Origin of the sequence: Pedobacter terrae, from assembly GCF_900100705.1 — a bacterium.
Lineage (GTDB): Bacteria > Bacteroidota > Bacteroidia > Sphingobacteriales > Sphingobacteriaceae > Pedobacter > Pedobacter terrae.
Window position 1 is genome coordinate 248,954 of sequence record NZ_FNCH01000006.1, and the last position, 20,168, is coordinate 269,121.

A 20,168-nucleotide genomic window follows, 5' to 3' on the forward strand; every position below is an offset into this window, starting at 1 on the left:
TTTTAATTTTACGAATTTATGGCTTTAGGTTGATAAAAACTATAATCCTAGTGTCTAAAAAATTGCGGAAACTTTACTGTTTTTAATTTATTTCCTGGTTATAGATTAAATCTCTTTATTTCCTTTTTCCAATAAACCTGATTACCGACCCCTGTCCGTTATGAAATAAGCCTTCATTCAGTTCAATTTCTTTTTCTTCCAGCACAATAATCTCAAAATTTTCAAAATCAGCCCTTATTTCATCGATCGAAAATAGCATATCGATTTCTTTCGGTCCACCAACTTTTTCATCTTTGGCAAGATAATCAAGGTGTTGCTTGCTAAAAGCTTCGAAAATGAGTAAACCGCCCCTGCGTAAATAATTGCTTAATATTTTGTGGTAGATTGATTTAATTGCGGATGGAAAGTGCGCATAAATTAAGGCAATAGCATCAAACTGTTCAGCTTTATAGTCCAGCTCCTGCAGTTCGCCCACCTGGTAATCAATGCTAACGTTATTGTTTTCTGCAAGTTGAAGGGCTTTGTTCTTTCCTTCAATACTAATATCAAAGGCGGAAACCTTCCAACCGAGTTTAGCTGCGAAAACAGCATTCCGGCCTTCGCCTTCTGCCGGAAAAAGTATTGTTCCGGTCTCGAGCTGCATCAACTGTTCTTTTAAATAGTTATTTGGTTGTTCGCCATAAGCAAACTCATCAGTACCGTATCGGTCATTCCACCGATCAACCCAAGCGTCATTCATATTTAGCGTTATCTATTTGTCGAAAATAAAGGTATTACATTTTAGCCTTGTAGCCGACAAGTGAATATCTGCTGCACGTAAAAATTACCTTTATTTCTCAGATGCGGTTTTGGGGTTAGCAAACAAGAGGCCAATTACCGAGAACATCATTACGGCTGCTGCACCGATTACATTGAGCCAGAGGAATGAAACAATATCGAACTCATATATGGCAATAACGGTAACTTCGGAAAGAATGGCTGCAATAAAAACCAGGGAGCCGTTGATCTTTTTAAAATAAAAAGCCACTAAGAAAATGCCCAGAATTGGTCCATAAAAAAGTGAACCCAATACATTAACGGCTTCGATTAGCGATCCCATTTGTGTGGCAAACATGGCCACCGCAATTGAAAAAATGCCCCAGGCTAAAGTATGCAAACGGCTATATTTTAATTCCGTTTCTTCATCTACTTCTTTTTTACCAAAAATGAGGTGTACATCTTTTAACGAACAGGCCGCCAGCGAATTTAACGCAGCTGAAATAGAGCCCCAGCTTGCCAAAAAGATGACAGCGAAAAGCAGACCGATCATCCCGACCGGAAGGGTATTTTTCACAAAGTATAAAAAGATATAATTGGTATCGGTTTTCTCTGCATTATAATTCGATTTGTTGATTGCCTCTTCTACCTTGCTGTGCAGCTCCTTTACCTCCTTTTGTGTCGATTTAAAATCTGCTATCGAAGCATTTAGGTTGGGTGATTGCTTTTCCTTTTCTTTAAGGATGTTTTTCGATTGCTGATTAAACTTTTGGGCTAACGCAAAGTGCTCTTTTTCAAAAATAGCGGCCTGCTGAGGCTGTGTTTCTTTTAAATGCTGATAGGATCGTTCGTTAAAATAAATCGGAGCCGGTTTTAAAGAGAAGAAAGCAAATAATAATGCGCCGATTAAAAGGATCGCAAACTGCATCGGGATTTTAACCAATCCGTTTAACAGTAATCCCATTTTAGCATTGGTATTATCTTTTGCGGTAATGTATCTTCCAACCTGGCTCTGATCTGTGCCAAAGTAAGAAAGCGCCAGAAAAAATCCGCCAATTAAACCGCTCCAGATATTGTATTTATCTTTCCAATCGAAATCGGTGGTAATTACATTCAGTTTACCCGATTTTCCGGCCAGGTAAAGCGCATCTTTAAATCCGATTCCATTTGGCATATGCTGTACCAGCAGGTATGCGGCAAATGCCATGGTACCCAGAATGATCAAAAACTGTAACTTCTGCGTATGCGCAATTGCCTTTGCACCACCAACGTAGGTGTAGATCAATAAAATGCCTCCGGTAAGAATATTGGTTAAATAGATATTCCAGTTTAAAACACTGGAGAGGATAATACTTGGTGCATAAATACTGATGCCTGTTGATAATCCACGAGAAAAAAGGAATAGCAAAGAGGTTAAAACCCTGGTTTTTTTATCAAAACGATTCTCTAAATATTCGTAAGCTGTATATACATTTAACCGCTGAAAAATGGGGATGAAAGTAATACAGATGACAATCATGGCCAAAGGCAGACCGAAATAATACTGCACGAAGCGCATACCATCGGTATAGGCCTGTCCCGGCGCTGATAAAAAAGTGATGGCACTGGCCTGTGTAGCCATAATACCCAGCAACACAATGTACCAGGGCATTTTATTATCAGCCTTTAAATAGGATGCATTGCTTTTTTGCCCGCGACCAATAAAAACGCCATAGGTTACCACGGCAAGCAAAGTAAATATCAATACGGTCCAATCGATATTACTCATGCCCAAAATTTAGTAAACAAATAATAAAATATAAGCTGAAATACCAGTGCCAAGGCGAGTAAGATATACCAGGTATTCCAGTTTTTAAGTTGGTTTTTCATTACTTTCCGGCTGATAAAAAGTTAAAGAACAACCTGGCTGCACCAACATTCCCTGCAGGTAGTTGCCGAAAAAATGCCAAGGGTGTATAAATGAAGTTCCCTTTACCATATTTAGCATATAGGGTTGATCCCTGAAGCGGTTCCTCGTCAGTATCATGCATTTCAAATAATGTTTCGTATTTGGCATCCCATTGATCGGGAAAGTAAGCACCTCGTTCTTGCACCCAGCCTTTAAAATCTTCAGCTGTGATTTTATTTGGATAGTTCAGTAATTTATGGTCAGGTTTTAAAAACTTAACCGCTGCATTTTCTTCAGTTACCCTTTTACCACTAATGTTAAACGGATAAATTCCGAAATCCTGCAATGCCATATCCTGTGTGGTATTGTACTGCATTACAATGGTTCCACCGTTTTCTACATAACTGCGTAAAGCGGTTTGCCAGTTTTTTATTCTTTTTTCGGTATTGATTACTCTTACTCCTGTTACCACAGCATCGTAACTTGCCAATTTTGCCGGGCTTAGGATATCTGCTTCGGTTAGTACATCAACCTGTAAACCTGCCTGTCTTAAAAACTCGGGAATGAGGTCTCCTGCTCCTTCAATATAGCCAATTTTTTTCGCTAATACTCTTATGTCTCCCTTAATTAACCAGGTAGTGGCCGGAACAAAATACTGAAGGGTGGGCAAATGCGGGTATTGGATCAATACCTGACCTTTGGAATATTCATTTGTTTCTGATGAAAAAACTGCTTCTAATTTATTCTGGCTGGTTTTAATTTTAGCTAAATCTTCCACCGGGATCAGGAAATTCATTGTGCTAACCGTATTCTCGGCCAGGTTAATGCCCTGGAAGGTTTTTACAACCTGGTTCCCAATTTTAAAGGTAATTTTTCCGTAATTAATATTCTTGTTGGCCTTTAAGCGAAGGCCAACATTTAAAGCTTCTTTTCCTTTAGCAAAATAAACAGGTTCGCTAAAACTTAAATCCAACACAGGGATAATCCTAAGCGCCTCCACCACATCTCCTTTAACGGGATCTAATTTTTTATAAGATAATGGCAATCTAACCGCAAATTTTTCTGATTCTATTTTCAGCGATAACAAGACATTAATGGGCGATTGCATTTCCGGAAGCCCGATCAATGTATCATTTACTACGCTAAATGTTGCCGCATTTTTTGCAGGCTTAGTTAGCCAATAAGGCTCAGTAGGTGCAGCATCTGCAGGGATCTGGATTTTACGTTCTATAGTAATCAGCGAATCATTTGCCAGTGTTCTATTTAAATTGTCTGTTTGGTTTAACCAGTTTACACTTTCTACCTTTACCGGAGTAGCCGATCTTGAAATTAAGTTTAACCGGAAATTATAACTGTTTCCTGCAATTGCTTCAGGTTGATTAGTGACCACCTCGCCCATAAAACCTGCGCTGCTTAAAATGATATTATCGATAGCCGCAAGTTTATCCTTTCTTAAGGCTACATCCTGCAATTCTGCAATTTTTTTTCTTAGCATCAACAGTCCGTGCAAACTTTTATCAGGCTGGTTATAATTAAAAGATAATAATGTGATATCGATGAGTTCGTCAATGTCGCCAATGCCTTTATCAGACCAGTTCATGTTTAATCCATCAAAAAGAGTTCTTTTGGCAGGATCGCCCAAAACATTGGTAAAATATTCGGTACGTACACCAGCTACGGATTGTGTTCCCGCTCCCTGGCTCTTATGTAAACTTCTACTTAATCCCGCTAGCTCACCATAACCCATGCCCAATTGAGCATCATACTGCCCAACGGCTACTTTTAATTGATTTTCAGCTGTTGTATTCACAGCACCAAATCTAAAGGTATTCCATAATAGTCTTTTTGGTTGCCAAACGGCAACATATTTCAACTGTTCAGGGAACATATTTTTATCGGCAGCCGCTTTAAATGCTTTCTCGGCAACAACTGCAGAGGCTGCATGTTGTCCATGACCGGCAGCAGCAGTTGGCGGGAAACGGCAGATGATCACATCAGGCCTGAATTTTCTGATTACCCAAACCACATCGGCGGTAATGCTATCGGCATCCCATTGTTTAAAGGTATCGTTCGTATTCTTAGAGAAACCGAAATCGATGGCCCTGGTAAAAAATTGTTGAGCGCCGTCTAGTCTACGGGCTTCCAAAAGTTCATGTGTCCTGATCAGGCCTAAGGCTGCGCCTTGTTCGGTACCTAAAAGATTCTGCCCGCCATCTCCCCTGGTAAGTGATAAATAAGCGGTTTCGACATGCTGATCATTAATTAACCACGACAGTAAACCTGTATTTTCATCATCGGGATGGGCTGCCAGATACAAAACCTTGGGCAGGTGTTTCAAGGTTTTGAGTTCTCTATAAATCTCGGATGATTTTGCCGGACGAATTTGTTGCGCCGCACAGAATATTACCGTTAAACATAGGATAAATATGGCAGTTAATCTTTTGAACATATTATTTGTTTTGCGAAATTCAAATATGCTCAAAAAGCTTTTACTTTAGTGCTTCCGAAACGAAAAAGGTACAAATTAGTTCAGCGTCGGGAATCCTTAGTTCAACGCTTAAAGTCCAAAGCGTTTTATTTCTACCTATAACCTGTGCTTCCACAAACTATTTTTATTTTTGCCACGAAAGCACTGAGAACACGGAAAACCTTCGCATAAATCCATCCGCTATTCTTCCCAAATAGCCGCACTAACCTAACTATATAAACCTGATCGGAACGAACACGAGTGCAACGAGTAAAGTGAAGAGCAGGGCTGCCTGTACCGATAATAACAGAAACCTGCTTTCCAAATCATTAAGATTATTCATTTGCTTATCTATCAAACCTTCCACTTAGCCCGTATTTTCACAGACTACCCATTTCACATAACAGCCAACAATAGCTTTTCGTTCTGTGAGGCACAGACAGAGGAAGAAGAGTTGTGATTCCTTAGGATAGAGTCTGAAGTAAAAAGCTTAAAACCAAAGCAGCTTATTTTATCTACCTCATCATCTTTCGATATTTTTATCCTTAATATTGCAGCATAATTTTAACCTATGAATGGGATGGTCCTCATCATTGATGATGAAAAAAAAATCTGCAGTTTACTTTCCAGGATTATAGAGCTTGAAGGCTTTAAAACCTTGCAGGCCAATACCGGAAAAGAAGGACTCAAACTTTTAAAAAGTAATGATGTGAGTATTGTCATCAGCGATGTAAAGCTTCCCGATGTAAATGGTGTTGCGCTGGTTAAAGATATTAAAGCCATAAAACCCTACGTAGAAATTATTAACCTCACTGCTTACGGAACCATTGCCGATGGAGTTTTGGCTATTAAAAACGGGGCATTTGATTATCTCGTAAAAGGCGACGATAATGAAAAAATCATTCCGCTTTTATACAAAGCAATGGATAAATCTAATTTGCAGCGCAGCGTTTCCGACCTCGAAAACAAGATTGCCAGAAAACATAGCTTTGAAACGATTATCGGGCAATCTAAAGCACTAAAGGAAGCTATTGATTTGGCAAAAAAAGTAAGTAAAACCGATACTACCGTTTTATTGCTTGGTGAAACCGGGACAGGAAAAGAAGTTTTTGCACAATCTATCCATTACGAAAGCCTGCGGGCTACAAAACCCTTTGTTGCTTTAAACTGCAGCGGTTTTAGTCCGGATTTACTGGAAAGCGAATTATTCGGATATAAAGCAGGAGCCTTTACAGGTGCCAATAAGGACAAGAAAGGACTATTGGAAGAAGCCAACGGCGGTACATTATTGCTGGACGAAATCGGTGAGATGAATCTGGATTTACAGGCTAAATTATTACGTGTTCTGGAAAGCCAGACTTTTATTAAAGTTGGCGATACCCAAACACAACAGGTAAACGTTCGCATTTTAGCTGCCACCAATAAAGATTTAAAAGCCGATGCCTTATCAGGGAAATTCCGCTCTGATCTGTATTATCGTCTTTCTGTTTTCTCCATTACTTTGCCTCCACTCCGCGAACGTAAAGCCGACATTCCTGCGCTGGCTGCATATTATCTGAAAGAATTTGCCAATAAGGTAAACCGATCAGTACCCAAAATGGATGATAAAATTTTATCCATATTGAGCGGACACAGTTGGAAAGGAAATATCCGTGAGTTAAAAAATATCATTGAGCGTTTGGTTATTTTATCAGATGGCGATGTATTAAGTGCAACCGCCTTACCACCCGAATTCTTTGAGTTTACCCCAATAGAAAACGACTATAACCTGCAACAAATAGAAAAACAGCACATTCAAAAGGTGCTGATCCATACCAAAGGGAACAAAACAGAAACTTCGAGGTTATTGGGAATCGGTTTAACCACACTTTACCGGAAAATAGAGGAATATCAGATTAAAGAGGTTTGAAGATAAAATAAAGTCGGGTGTCAGGGGTCCGAAGTCGGAAGACAGGCCATCTAATATCGTTCTCTTTTCTAGTGCTGTCAGATGTTACCATCTGACAGAAAGTGCAATGTTTTAGTTAGAGAGTTGAAGGGTTTAAAAGTTGGAATGTTATAAAGATTCAAATCTTCCAACGGATTAAATTCAGTTAACATCGCTACCCAATGTTTTGGAAATGAGCGCAAGCATAGAAATTGGGAAAGTTGAAAGACTTAGGTACGAATGGTAGTGCCCCATTATCCCCTCTTCCATCATCCATCAGCCTTAAGCGCCAAACCTGATCCACTTATCGCCTTCATGCCCAAAAATAAATGAACCCGGGTGCAGCATTTCAGCAATATCCTCTATCAGAGAAACAGCATTTTCGGCAGTACGCTCCCTTTCTACATCATCGTTCAATAATATAATTCGGTTGTTTTTTACAGCTGGCCAGTTCGTATCTAATACCGAAGGTACTTCGCGCATTAAATCGTTGAGCGTTTTGCCCGGCTGATAATAAATAATGAAAACAGCGCTTAAAATATCGGTTTCCAACATACCACCGGCCAAAGCAATCTCTTCTGACAGTAGATAAACGGGATAATTACTGGCATCTATACAGGCTACGGGCACCTTATCCATAAATTTAATCTTATGTTCTACTAGATCTAAACGCTCCTGCAATTCTTCCTGTTTAGCTTGATCGAGGCCAATAAATAAATCGTTTAAAAAAGACATCTGCATTAAATTTATTAATTTGTGCAAAAATAACATTCCTGATCGCATGAGAGGCTCATTTAAGTATATATTTTGGTTTTTTTCTGTATTCTTATTCTTTTCATGTAAGGAAAATGCTGAGCATCTTGACAAAAAAGTATTCAATATCAATCTCGATCAGGGTTTAACCTCCATTGATCCTGCTTTTGCGCGAAACCAGAATGCCATCTGGATGACCAATCAAATTTTTAATGGTTTGGTACAGATCGATTCTTCTCTGCAAACCCTTCCCTGCATAGCCAAAAGCTGGGCGGTTTCGGAAGATGCACTTACTTATACTTTTAACCTGCGTAGCGATGTTTACTTTCATGACGACCCCATCTTTAAAAACGGAAAAGGCCGAAAAGTAGTGGCAAGCGATTTTGTGTACAGTTTTTATCGGTTAATTGACCCAAAAGTGGCCTCATCAGGCGGGTGGATTTTTAGCGATAAGGTAAAGGACAAAAGCAATTTTATTGCGCTGAACGATTCTACTTACCAGATTAAACTGGTACGCCCTTTCCCGCCCTTTATGAGTTTGCTCACCACCCAATATTGCTCTGTTGTACCCAAAGAAGTGGTAGAACATTATGGGAAAGATTTCAGGAGCCATCCGGTTGGTACAGGTCCCTTTAGATTCAAATACTGGAAAGAAGGCGAAATACTGGTACTTTTAAAAAACGACCATTATTTTGAAAAAGATGCCAAAGGAACGGCATTACCTTACCTTGATGCTATAAAAGCCAGTTTCATTACCGATAAACAAAGTGGTTTTATGAGTTTCCTGAAAAAGGATCTTGATTTTTACTATAATGTAGATGGCAGTTATCGCGACGATATCCTAACCAAAAGCGGAAAAATGACCTCAAAATATAAAGGGAAATTTACGCTAACCAAAAGCCCTTACCTATGCACCGAATATGTTGGTATTTTGGTCGACACCAGTCTTTCGATCGTAAAAAAGTCGCCATTGCGCTTAAAAAAAATCAGGCAGGCCATTAATTATGCGATAGACCGTGACCGTTTAATTAAATACCTGAGAAACGGCATTGGTGTTTCGGCTACATCTGGTTTTATTCCCAAGGGAATGCCTGGTTTCGATAGCCTGGCTGTCCGGGGATATGCCTACAACCCAAAACTTGCAGCAAAACTTTTAGCGGAAGCAGGTTTCCCAGAGGGAAAAGGTATGGATGAAGTAACCTTAAATACCACTACAACTTATAAAGATCTGATCGAATTTATTCAGGGTCAGCTTACTGCTGTAGGTATTAAAGTTAAAATTGACGTTAGCCCAAGCGCCAGCCTTCGTGATCTGATGTCGAAAAATAGTGTTAACTTTTTCCGTGGTTCATGGCTGGCCGATTATGGAGATGGGGAGAATTTTCTTTCCATGTTCTATTCCAAAAACAAAGTCCCTTACGGACCAAACTATACCGCCTTTTACAATAAGGAATTTGATCAGCTATTCGAGAAAAGCTATTATGAAACTGATAACGAAAAACGCTTTGAGTTATACCGAAAAATGGATCAGATGGTAATGGATTATGCTCCGGTTGTTCCATTATTCTACGATCAATCGGTTGTGATGCTGCAGAATAATATTAGCGGCTATTCTTTTAATCCACTAAGCCTGATGATTTTAAAAAGGCTAAGGAAAATTTGAGTTTAAAAGATTTTCCTTTTTAGATAGGGTTCAGCTACTTTAAATCACTACTGTCTATAGTAAATTAAACCTAAGGAAAAGACAGCGTTATCCCGATTTCAGAATATTTCTTCTATCACAATGTCTTCATCGGGATTAAGCATATCGCGGGTGTGCTGCAACCAAAGTAGTAAGGGCTCTGCTTTTCAAAAAAAAGCAAGTTTAAAACATTGATTGCTTTTAGCTATTCTAGAACAATAGAACTCCAATTAAAACAGTCGATACAATGAGGCTTAAACAAAAAAGCCTCCCGTTTTGATCGGGAGGCCGGAACTATTTATTTATATCAGTTTTATTGTTGCTGTTGTTGTATTCCGCCCATACCACCTTGCTGCTGATCTTGCTTCACATCATCATTTTTAATCTTTTTCTTCTCCGTAAACTTAAGCTTACCGAAAGAATAACTAAAGTTAACACCGAAAGAACGCAATGGATAATAAATATTACTGCTTTGATAAACAGTACCCAATGGATTGATTGAGTTATTTTCAGTTTTAATATGCAGGTCTTTGGTAAATGGATTTAAAGTGTTAATACCTATGCTTCCTTTTTTATTTAAGATATCTTTTTTAATTGATGCACCATAAAAATAGAAAGGATCTGTTTTACCCTGATAGGTTCTACGTGCTGAAGTGGCCACACCAAATAACTCGAAATTATAGCCTTTACCAAATCCGTAAGCCGAACGGCCAAAAATACTATAGTTTAGAAATGTACCTGTACTAATATTGGTTGCATTGTTGGTTACCTCATACGTATTGGCAGATATATTACTCATCAAAGTCCACTTCGGTTTTGGATTGTAAGACCCAAATAGGTTAACCCCATAAGTTTGTGCAGTACCTACATTAATAAAAGAGGATAATACTTTAGTGATATTATTTTCAGTTATAGGCGATATCGAACTTTCTATTACGCCACCGGTACGACGGTAAAAAACAGAAGCATTAATTACCGAACCTTTAACAAAAGTGGAATAACCTAATTCAAAATTCTGACTTAACTCGGGGCTTAACTGCGGATTTCCCTGCTGAATATTAAATTGATCACTTTCGTTTCTAAATGGATTTAAATAATTTTCACTTGGTCTTTGCACCCTGCGGTTATAGCTAAATTTAACTGTCCCACCTTTCTTTAAAGTCTGAGAGACAATAAAGCTTGGGAATAAGTTAAAATAGTCGTTTTTTTCTGTACCATTGGTTAGTGTATTAAAATCTATTTTAGTGTATTCGGCCCTTACACCACCTTTAAATTTAATTTTCTTGGTAATATCGAAACTGATTACGCCATAAGCTGCAGCTACGTCCTGGTTATAATCAAAATCCCGGTCTGATGATCCATACTGGCTCTTTACATTACGGAATATACCTTTGGCACCAACTTCTAAAATTGTCGTTTTTGTAAATGGATAGGTATAATCTGTTTGTCCGGTATATTCATTATTCTTAGCCGTGTTATCGCTCGCTGTGAGCACTCCATTAGGAAAAGCTGCCGAAGTTAACAGGTTGCTAAAGCTTGTAGGCGTACGTCCGGTAGAAAGCTGACCGGAAATGGTAAACTCCTCGCCTTCTTTTTTACTCGTTTTTTTATAATCCACATTCCAATCCAAATTGCTCCGGGTCATATCCATATTGCTGATATTGGTAGCGGGAAGGTTGTTGATAATGTAATTGGCAGAACCTGGACCGCCATTAGAGAAACGGTTTAATTTAACATTTGTACTGATGTTGTTATAGGCATTAAAATCATAATCCAAACCTAAACTTCCATTAAGTCCGTTGCGGCTCCATCGTGAGATTCCATCCTGAGAAATATTATTGAAACCACCTGCGTTTAACTGCGTGTTGTTCACAATTACCACCCTCGAATCTTGTGCATAAGCAAAATTAGAACCCAAACTGGTATTTACACTTAAACGGCCGGTTTTTGCAGTTAGATTAAAGGCACCATTGTTTTGTCGGGTACCTGCAGAAGCGTTAACACTTCCACTCACCCCTTGTGCATTTGATTTTTTGGTGATAATGTTAATGATACCTCCAGAACCTTCCGCGTCATATTTAGCCGACGGACTGGTAATGACCTCCACACTTTTAATCTGCTCTGCAGGGATCATTTTTAAGGCATCAGAAACACTGGCAGCCATAGTACCAGAAGGTTTGCCATTAATCAATACCCTCACCGCTGCGCCACGTAGCTGAACATCACCATTGGCATCAACAGAGAGCATTGGTACCTTACGCATCACATCGGTTGCATCGCCACCGGCATTGGTTCCGTCAGCTTCGGCATTGTAAACCATGCGGTCTACCTTATTTTCGATGATTGCTTTAGTACCCTGCACCTGAACATCTGCCAAGATATTTTCTGTTCCCACGATATAAATCGTTCCCATGTTGTTATCCGGTTTAGATGGTGTAGTGGTCACTAAAACAGATTTTGTTTTGTAACCCATAAAACCGATCATCAGTTTATAGGAATCAGGAGAAACATTCTGTAAGGTTAGTTTTCCTTTTTCGTCGGTTACCCCACCGTTCACTGATTTGTTGTTTTTTACATTGATCAAAGAAACCGTTGCGTAATCAACTGGCTTTTTTGTTAATGAATCGAGTATGGTGGCCGTGATCCGTCCGGTAACGGTTGATTTTTTAGCTGCTCCACCAAGTCCGCCGGTAGGAAACTGGGCATGTGCATTAAAAAATATTCCAAGGATAAAGGATAATAGTAAAAGTTTTTTCATTTCAAGAGTTTGTCTTTAGTAATTAGTCTGCGCAAATTGCATTTTGTTACAATAATACGCTATACTTTTTACACCAACTCTATCAATTAATCGGCAAACCCCTTACTTTCATCGGTAAAAACATGGAAAAAGTAAAATGTGGATGGCATTTTCACATTCTCCATCATACATCGCTCATTGGGATTGCAAGATTTGCTCATCGTACTTAAATATGCTACTTTTTAATCCACTTTTTCTCCATGTATGCCGTGGCAAAGGATAACGAACAATAAATACATTTTTTGGAAAGCAGGTTCCTGTTATTATCGGCTACGATAGTACTGCCCATACTGCTGACGGGCGTCTCAATCATTTTGCAGCGCTGTTATGCTTATAAATGGGTATACGCTTCGTAGGTGCAGATGCTTCGGACCTCAGCATAACAGCGTATCTGAATTTATTACAAGCAAAAAAGGATTTCCTCTGCTGTAGGGTTTAGTTAACGGAGGATAGTGGAAGAATGGAATTTTTATGGTCTGTGAGACATAGACCATGGAATAATAATTAGAATTAGATACCGCTAAACCTTTCTGATTTTGATAATTTTCATCCAGTGCAATACTTTCATGACCGGATAGGTTGGATCAAATTCCCACCATTTAGTAGCAAAATTTGGGCTATTTGGTTTTTTGTGGTGGTTGTTTTGAAAAAGCTCGCCCATCAACAAAAAGTCCCAGGGTAAGGAGTTTTTACTGTGATCTTCATTATCATGATTAGCATAACCATATTTATGTCCGCACCAGTTTACTATTGCCCCATGTAACGGCCCCATTAAAAAGTGGACCGGCAATAATAAATACATCCACCAGTAATTGGCAAAAGCAACATAAAAACCAATATAAAATAGCCCACATGCTATTCTCCAGGCCCATGAATTTCCGATCTTATCTACAAGCGGCCATTCAGGATAATTTCCCTGGAAAGCGGGTTCCGGCTGTATTTTATATTTCAGATAATTCATATACATGTTCTTTGTGGCAATCATCATCCCGAAAACATCCTTAAAAAAATGTGGGGAATGCGGGTCTTTTTCTGTGTCGCTATAGGCATGATGCATCCTATGCAGGATGGCATAAGCCCTGGGGTTTAAAAATGATGAACCTTGCGAAACCAGTAATATCAGATAGAAAAACCTTTCCCAAAAAAGCTCCATTTTAAACATCTTATGTGAAGAGTAACGGTGAAGGAAAAAGGTTTGGCTAAACAGGGATAAAAACCAATGGCAAAGAAAAAAAATGAGGATGATCATGTATTGAATTTGTATACTATATAAACGTATTTTAGAAGCGTTTAGTTTCCGTAAAGCAAAAACTACGCTAGTTTAAACGTTTAGAGAAGAAGCATCCTGCACTATGGTATAGGACAGGATGCTATTTTTTTATTATTTATTATCTACCGAAATCGTCTTGAACACGAACGATATCGCTTTCATCTGATGGATTTGAAGCATCGGTATGTTGCCAAATCTCAGCAACTACTCCCCAATCTTCTAAACCTATTAAACGGTGACGTTCACCTTGTTGTAATTTAATCTGGTCTTTTGGTGCATATTTTTTCACTTCACCTTCTTCATCAGTCTGACTGGTTTTGATGCCAACCGTACCGGTAACCACTTGCCAGATTTCAGCTCTGCGGTGGTGATATTGCCAAGATAAACGTGTATTCGGTGCAACGATTAAAATTTTCGGACTTAATTTACCACCAATTTTAAGGTCTTCAACATTTAATCCATCAAAATAAGTATCTGCAAATTGCTGCGCCTGCGCTTCATCTATTACAAAGAAACCACCCCAAGGGCGGGTTTCATCGCGGTTTACTACATTAAAACCTTCAATTTTTAAACGTTGTGCTACGCTTTCGAATATTTCTTTTTTGTCGCTTGTCATTGATAAAATATTAACTTTCTACTGATTGTCGAGGTGCACAGGACTTTGTTGATCTCCTGTGTGGTTCTATAATTTGCTGCAAAAATAAGCCTAATTAATTAAAAAAATCCTTTCGGACCTTTTTATTTTTTTACTCATTTTACAGAACGCTATAAGAGCAACTATTATTTAGTTACACTCCGTAATACGCGATCACGAATGGATTAATGGCTCCCATCGTAATAAAAAACGGGTATCCGATAATCGGGCACCCGTTTTTGTTAAAAATTATTGATAGCCGGTGTGACACCAACCATCAGAAACAACTGCTAATAACCAGGATTTGGCGTCAGGTTAGGATTGTTTTTGATTTCCGGAGTAGGGATCGGAAACAATAAATGTTTGGTTTGCAAAGGCTGGTTTACACTTTGATTAATGTGACCAACAAAATTATCAAAACTATTAGTGGCTTCATTGTACACCTTACGTAACCGCACCATATCAAACCAGATAATGCCTTCGTAACACAGCTCATGCCAGCGCTCTCTCCAAACGGCTTCTTCAAACTGTGTTTGGCCCAAACCTGCAAGATCAGTCAATTGGGCCCTTTTACGTATGGCATTTAGCGCAGCGTAGGCAGCCACATTCGGACTACCATCTGTCCTGTTCTGTGCTTCGGCATAAATTAACAAGGTTTCGGCATAACGGATCTGTGGAATATTCAGATCGCTCCTGCTGGTACCTTCTACGCCTAGTGTTCCATTGGCAATCAGATCAAAGTGTTTAAAAATATAAGGTTTACCACGGTTAACCAGCGGCATTTTAAATCCATCAGTATAATAATCAGTAAAGAAATAACCTTCTCTGTTTTTAGCCCTTAAATCTCCAGCCTCATACGAGCCATAAAAACCTGCTGTTGGAATAGCCGTTCCAATCCCATCAATTTTAGAAACTAATGGCTGGTGCAAAGGTAAATAAGATGACTGCAGGGGGTTACCCGATCCGGCAGCATCATTGTACTGGATTCCGAATAAATGCTCTACTTTATTGTCGTTCTTTGCATCGTGCAGCGCTCCATAATTGGGGAACAAGCCAAGTGAAGATGGGTTGCCTGTCGAATAATCAATTACCTCTTTGGCTTTATCTGCAGCTAATCTATAATAAGCTGCTCCTTTATTAAGGGGTTGCCCTGCCATGGTCAAATATACTTTTGCCAGTTCAGTTTTAATTGCTGCTGTTGAAACACGTCCGCTGGCATCCATATAAGGCAAGCCGGCCGCTTCTGCAGCCACCAGATCGTCAACAATCAATTTGTAAACCTGTTCCTGCGGTGTACGGGATGGCGCAAAATTGGGGTCGTTAGGACTGGTAACCGGTTTAGTAATTAAAGGCACATCGCCCCATAAACGTACCAGGTAAAAATAGGCCCATGCCCTGATGAAAGATGCTTCTCCTAAAATCCTTTTTTTCTGTGCGTTATCCATTGGGTTAATGCCCGGCACCTTATCTAATACCAGGTTGGCCTGTGCAATTACTTTATAAAATCCGTTCCAGTTCTGGTTAACATGCAGGTTTGTACCGTCATAAATGAGTGAATACAAATTGTTCAGATCGGAGTTTTGTGCGGTTTCGGTTGATTGTATGCCGGTTGGCGCATCCAGCATCTGCCAGTTATTGGAATAAATACCGGCACCGTTCCCTATAAACCGGAGCTCCGCATAAACAGCCGCAATACCTGCTTCAGCATGTTCTGGTAAAGTGTAAAAATTATCGGGCGACAGATTGGTGGGATCTGTTTCATCTAAAAACTTCTTGCATCCCGAATTCCCAATGATAGCGCCGCTTAGCAAAAACAAAACAGCGATATTTCTTATGTTTATTTTCATGTTGATATCCTTTCTTTTTTAATGTTTATAATCCAATGTTTAAGCCTACCATGAAAGTAGTTGGCTTTGGATAATCGAAAAATGTCTGACCTTGAGCGAATGCATTTCCATAGGTGGTTACCTCAGGATCGTTACCGGTATATTTGGTGGCCAGGAAGAAATTCTGAACAGACGCATAAACGCGGAGTCTGTTTAAACGTAATTTTTCAACAAACGTCTTATCAAAAGTGTAACCCAGCAAAAGGTTTTTTCCACGGATGAAAGAGCCATCTTCCAACCAGTGGGTATCTACATTGGTTACATATCCGGCAGATTGATCCCTAATGGCGGCAATCGGTGTATTTTGATTCTGTGGAGTCCATGCATTTAATACGCTGGCAAAACTATTGGCCTGTACCTGTCTGTCTTCACCAGAGTGATGGGTCATATTCAACACATCATTACCATAAGAGTATTGAAGTTCCACAATCAGCTCTAAGTTCTTATAGCGAAATGAGTTACCAAATGATCCCCAGCCTTTTGGCATTCCGTTGCCAATAATCTGGCGGTCGGCATCTGTAATGGCATGATCGCCGTTTACATCCAAATATTTGATATCGCCGGGAAGCAAGGTTTTACCACCACGGTAACTTACAAATTTGGCTGCTTCTGCCCTTTCGGCCTCACTCCAGGTACCTAAACGTACCAAACCCCAGAATGAACCCACCGGCTCACCAACCCTGATAATACCGGTTTGATTAGTAAAATTTGGATTACCCACACCAAAAATATCATCAGGAGTGGCCAGAGAAAGTACCTTATTGCGGTTAAGGGAAATATTGAAACTGGTTTTCCAGGTAAAATTGTCTGTTTGTATGTTTACCGTATTGATCCCTAAATCTAAACCTTTGTTCTGCATCGACCCGATGTTTTTTCTGATTACCGAGTATCCTGTGGTACGCGGAACCGGGGCATCCAATAACATATCGGTTGTTTTTCTATAATAAAGATCGGCCTCTAAATTAATGCGGTTGTTAAACAAGCCTAATTCTAAACCTGCATCAACCTGCGCTGTTTTTTCCCAAACCAGGTCGGGATTGGCCAACCTGCCGATACCAATACCGGTTACCCTACTGTCATTAATAATAGCAGCATTATTCACCAATGTAGCGAGCGACTGATAAGCTGGAAGTTCTGAGTTACCGCTTAAACCATAACTGGTTCTTAGTTTTAAGTTAGAGATGGTTTTGTTTCCTTTAAGAAAATCTTCGTCTGAGGCTTTCCAGGCCAATGCTGCCGAAGGGAAAAAGGCGAATTTATGGTTATCACCAAATTTGGATGATCCATCTACCCTTCCTGTAAAGGTAACCAGATATTTATCTTTAAAGGCATAGTTTAATCTTCCGAAATAAGAGTTAAAAGCCGATCTGTTTCGGCTGGAGCCTACTGTAATCGATTTACTTCCAGAGCCCATATTATTGTTTCCGTAAAAGTCGGTTACAAAATTCTCGGCATGGCTGGTATTGCTAAAGAAGTTGGTAGCTTGCCACGAGATCCCTAATAACGCATTAATGGCATGCGATTCGGCAAAACGTTTGTTATAGGTTAAATAGTTTTCCAGTGACCAGAAGGTTTCCCGGTCATTGGTTACATTCGCCGTTCCATTCTGCCCATCAGAAATACCGTACAATTGTTTGGCATTGTACTCGTTAATGTTACGGCTCACAATATTGGCCCCTAACTGGGTACGGAACTCTAAATCTTTGCTAAAGCTAATGGTAGAATAAATACTCCCCAAAGCAGTTTGAGTAATCATACCATATTTTTGATCGGTTAAGATGTGCACCGGATTGGAGCCCCCTTCTGCCCATGGAATCAGTTTATTATCGCCCCATTTGCCATCAGCCAGTTTAATGGGTAGAAAAGGAAATGCTTCTGTAATCATACGCACTGAATTTAGGCCGCCCGTTCCCTGATCAACAATGTTTTCATCTTGATTATTGTAGCTCAAATTACCGCCTACCTTTAACCATGGTTTAATTTTACTATCGAAATTAAACCGGCCCGAATAACGTTTTAAATAAGAGTTTAGTAAAAGTCCCTGGTCATCGCGATAACCCGCAAAAACACCATAAGTATTATTTTCGTTTCCGCCTGTAAAACCCAGCTGATGATTTTGCGAAAGTTTATTCTGAGTAGATTCTTTTAACCAATCGGTATTATATAATGGATTTCCATTGCTATCAAAAAATTGAGGCAAGGCAATTCTGGCGGCTTTAGGAACAGGTGTAGATGCATAACTTCCTGCTGCCCAACCCACCGGATCGTAAACTTTAATATTTTCATAAGCCAGGTCCTGAACTTTAACATACTCGAAAGCATCGAGCATCTTAACATGGTGTGCGGCTAATGTATTGACCCCAAAATCAGCATCATAGGTAATGCGTTGGGCATTTGCTGTACCTTTTTTAGTGGTAATTAAAATTACTCCATTCGCACCTCTGGCACCGTATATGGCCGTAGAAGAAGCATCCTTTAGCACCTCTACAGAAGCGATATCGCTTGGGTTAATATAATCGATGGCGTTACTGTTCTGTGTTTGCGAGCCCACTGGCAAAGCCACACCATCTACCACATAAAGCGGATTATTACTCGTATTGATGGAGCTAAATCCACGGATTTTGATATTCGTCTGGCCGCCTGGTCTACCCGAGTTGGTATTTACCTGTACGCCGGAAATACGGCCAGCTAATGCCTGGTTTAGGGATGAAGACGGACGTTCCTGAAGTTCGCTTGCTTTAACCACACCAACAGACCCTGTTAGATCTGTTTTTTTCACTGATCCATAACCAATTACCACCACTTCATCTAACTTATTGGCCTCGGCAGGTGCCATTTTAACGCTGATGTTGGCTTCACTACCTACGGTAACATCTTTATTTTGATAGCCTACATAAGAAAAGCGGATCACTTCGTTTGTATTGGCCTCAATGCTGAACTTACCACCGTCATCAGTTACAGCAGTTTTACCTGACGAAAGGTTTTTAATGCCAACTCCCGGAATAGGCATATTTTTTTCGTCCAATACAGTTCCGGTAATTACTTTTCGGTTTTGGATATGCAGCAAAGGCATATCTGGCGCAGAAAATCCATCAGATTTTTCAGCAACCGGATTCATCGAAAAAGCAGAACTATTGAGCAAAAAAAGCACAGAAAGCCCTGAAATCTTGAGTAGATTAATTTTCATTGGTTTAGGTTTAGTAAATGGTTAGTTAATTATATCATTCAGCTGCTGGCAGCTAAACGCTTTATCAATTATTTTTAGTCAGAAAGCTTTGCGTTAAGTAATTGCGTAGTGGGAGATCCTATTTAAATAGATAAACTACACACAAATTAATCACACAGACATATATGGCACACAGGGCGCAGATATTCCTAAGCTCATCGTCATATTGGTTATTGATAAAACGTTTTATCAATTCAATAATAAATATTTTATTACAAAATCAAGAATATTATTTTGATGCCTAGAATTACGCTATCGTATAAATTAGATTATAGTATGATTACTTTTACAAGTACTAAAATTTTTGAACGATATTTCTTTCGAGCCAAAAACTGAATGAATATAAACCAATCATAATCAAATGCTTGAGGGTATTTATAAAATATGATAAAAAAATTTGAGTTTTTAGGAGAAAGCATTTTCCTTGCAAGTAGCATTGATCAGCATTATTATTGCTGATATTGTATTTGGATAGCGCCGTATATAAACTAGAAAGCCTCATATTTCTATGAGGCCAATTATTTTGTTTTATTTGCATCCACAGAATAAAACTAAACCAAACAAACTAATGAGATTATAAGACAACTCAGTTTGAGAATTGTTTTAAGAAATAAAAAAATCTTTCAATATTTTTTGGGTTATAGGAACAAAAACAGATACAGCAAAGTATCAGACCATGGTTAAAGCCATACAAAAGACAGCAATTAACCTACGCGTAAAAATCTCCTCGGGTTACCGTCATTTCGAGCGGACCCGATAGCTCCTAACATCCGCAGGTTAAAAAAAATAAAAGCTGCAAAACTTTGATAAACAATGTTTTGCAGCAAGGTAATATTCACTTAAATTAGTGTTGACCAATATTACTGCTGTGAAAATAATAAAT

Annotated in this window: 11 protein-coding genes; 2 read left to right on the plus strand and 9 right to left on the minus strand. The window is 39.2% G+C overall.

Annotation, left to right across the window (positions count from 1 at the left end; translation table 11 throughout):
* Window positions 1-115 precede the first annotated feature (115 nt).
* The 3 genes from BLR60_RS10235 to BLR60_RS10245 form a co-directional block, all read right to left on the minus strand.
* Window positions 116-739, minus strand: a complete 624-nt coding sequence (locus BLR60_RS10235) for a class I SAM-dependent methyltransferase (RefSeq protein ID WP_090499400.1) — start codon at window positions 737-739, stop codon at window positions 116-118.
* Window positions 740-829: 90 nt separating this feature from the next.
* Window positions 830-2,524 carry a sodium:solute symporter family protein gene (locus tag BLR60_RS10240; RefSeq protein WP_090499402.1) on the minus strand — a complete coding sequence of 565 codons (1,695 nt, stop codon included), beginning with the start codon at window positions 2,522-2,524 and terminating at the stop codon, window positions 830-832.
* A 100-nt stretch (window positions 2,525-2,624) separates the two neighbouring features.
* On the minus strand, window positions 2,625-5,093 hold the full coding sequence (locus BLR60_RS10245; protein ID WP_090499404.1) for a PIG-L family deacetylase: 2,469 nt from the start codon (window positions 5,091-5,093) through the stop codon (window positions 2,625-2,627).
* 589 nt (window positions 5,094-5,682) lie between these two features.
* Between BLR60_RS10245 and BLR60_RS10250 the strand changes: the two genes are divergently transcribed.
* Window positions 5,683-7,020: a sigma-54-dependent transcriptional regulator gene (locus tag BLR60_RS10250; RefSeq protein WP_090499406.1), complete on the plus strand. Its 1,338-nt coding sequence runs from the start codon at window positions 5,683-5,685 to the stop codon at window positions 7,018-7,020.
* A gap of 300 nt (window positions 7,021-7,320) precedes the next feature.
* Here BLR60_RS10250 and BLR60_RS10255 read toward each other — a convergent pair whose 3' ends face one another.
* A complete protein-coding gene (locus tag BLR60_RS10255) occupies window positions 7,321-7,773 on the minus strand; it encodes a substrate-binding domain-containing protein (protein ID WP_090499408.1) in 453 nt (150 codons plus the stop codon).
* Window positions 7,774-7,819: 46 nt separating this feature from the next.
* Between BLR60_RS10255 and BLR60_RS10260 the strand changes: the two genes are divergently transcribed.
* Window positions 7,820-9,454 carry an ABC transporter substrate-binding protein gene (locus BLR60_RS10260; RefSeq protein ID WP_090499410.1) on the plus strand — a complete coding sequence of 545 codons (1,635 nt, stop codon included), beginning with the start codon at window positions 7,820-7,822 and terminating at the stop codon, window positions 9,452-9,454.
* A 331-nt stretch (window positions 9,455-9,785) separates the two neighbouring features.
* Here BLR60_RS10260 and BLR60_RS10265 read toward each other — a convergent pair whose 3' ends face one another.
* From BLR60_RS10265 to BLR60_RS10285, 5 genes are all read right to left on the minus strand, one after another.
* Entirely contained in the window at window positions 9,786-12,230 is a 2,445-nt protein-coding gene (locus BLR60_RS10265; protein WP_090499412.1) for a TonB-dependent receptor, read from the minus strand.
* A 559-nt stretch (window positions 12,231-12,789) separates the two neighbouring features.
* A complete protein-coding gene (locus tag BLR60_RS10270) occupies window positions 12,790-13,518 on the minus strand; it encodes an acyl-CoA desaturase (protein WP_090499414.1) in 729 nt (242 codons plus the stop codon).
* Between the two features lie 139 nt (window positions 13,519-13,657).
* Window positions 13,658-14,155, minus strand: coding sequence for a cupin domain-containing protein (locus BLR60_RS10275; protein WP_090499416.1), 498 nt, complete (start codon window positions 14,153-14,155; stop codon window positions 13,658-13,660).
* Between the two features lie 308 nt (window positions 14,156-14,463).
* Window positions 14,464-16,020 (minus strand): RagB/SusD family nutrient uptake outer membrane protein, encoded by a 1,557-nt coding sequence (locus BLR60_RS10280; protein WP_090499418.1) that lies wholly within the window; start codon window positions 16,018-16,020, stop codon window positions 14,464-14,466.
* Between the two features lie 25 nt (window positions 16,021-16,045).
* Window positions 16,046-19,246 (minus strand): SusC/RagA family TonB-linked outer membrane protein, encoded by a 3,201-nt coding sequence (locus BLR60_RS10285; RefSeq protein ID WP_090499420.1) that lies wholly within the window; start codon window positions 19,244-19,246, stop codon window positions 16,046-16,048.
* Window positions 19,247-20,168: the final 922 nt, after the last annotated feature.

Excerpts from the sequence above, each read along its gene's own strand:
- BLR60_RS10270 (WP_090499414.1), bottom strand. The coding sequence starts at position 13,518 with ATGATCATCCTCATTTTTTTTCTTTGCCATTGGTTTTTATCCCTGTTT.
- BLR60_RS10245 (WP_090499404.1), bottom strand. The coding sequence starts at position 5,093 with ATGTTCAAAAGATTAACTGCCATATTTATCCTATGTTTAACGGTAATA.
- BLR60_RS10280 (WP_090499418.1), bottom strand. The coding sequence starts at position 16,020 with ATGAAAATAAACATAAGAAATATCGCTGTTTTGTTTTTGCTAAGCGGC.
- BLR60_RS10260 (WP_090499410.1), top strand. The coding sequence starts at position 7,820 with ATGAGAGGCTCATTTAAGTATATATTTTGGTTTTTTTCTGTATTCTTA.
- BLR60_RS10265 (WP_090499412.1), bottom strand. The coding sequence starts at position 12,230 with ATGAAAAAACTTTTACTATTATCCTTTATCCTTGGAATATTTTTTAAT.
- BLR60_RS10285 (WP_090499420.1), bottom strand. The coding sequence starts at position 19,246 with ATGAAAATTAATCTACTCAAGATTTCAGGGCTTTCTGTGCTTTTTTTG.
- BLR60_RS10255 (WP_090499408.1), bottom strand. The coding sequence starts at position 7,773 with ATGTCTTTTTTAAACGATTTATTTATTGGCCTCGATCAAGCTAAACAG.
- BLR60_RS10275 (WP_090499416.1), bottom strand. The coding sequence starts at position 14,155 with ATGACAAGCGACAAAAAAGAAATATTCGAAAGCGTAGCACAACGTTTA.
- BLR60_RS10240 (WP_090499402.1), bottom strand. The coding sequence starts at position 2,524 with ATGAGTAATATCGATTGGACCGTATTGATATTTACTTTGCTTGCCGTG.
- BLR60_RS10250 (WP_090499406.1), top strand. The coding sequence starts at position 5,683 with ATGAATGGGATGGTCCTCATCATTGATGATGAAAAAAAAATCTGCAGT.
- BLR60_RS10235 (WP_090499400.1), bottom strand. The coding sequence starts at position 739 with ATGAATGACGCTTGGGTTGATCGGTGGAATGACCGATACGGTACTGAT.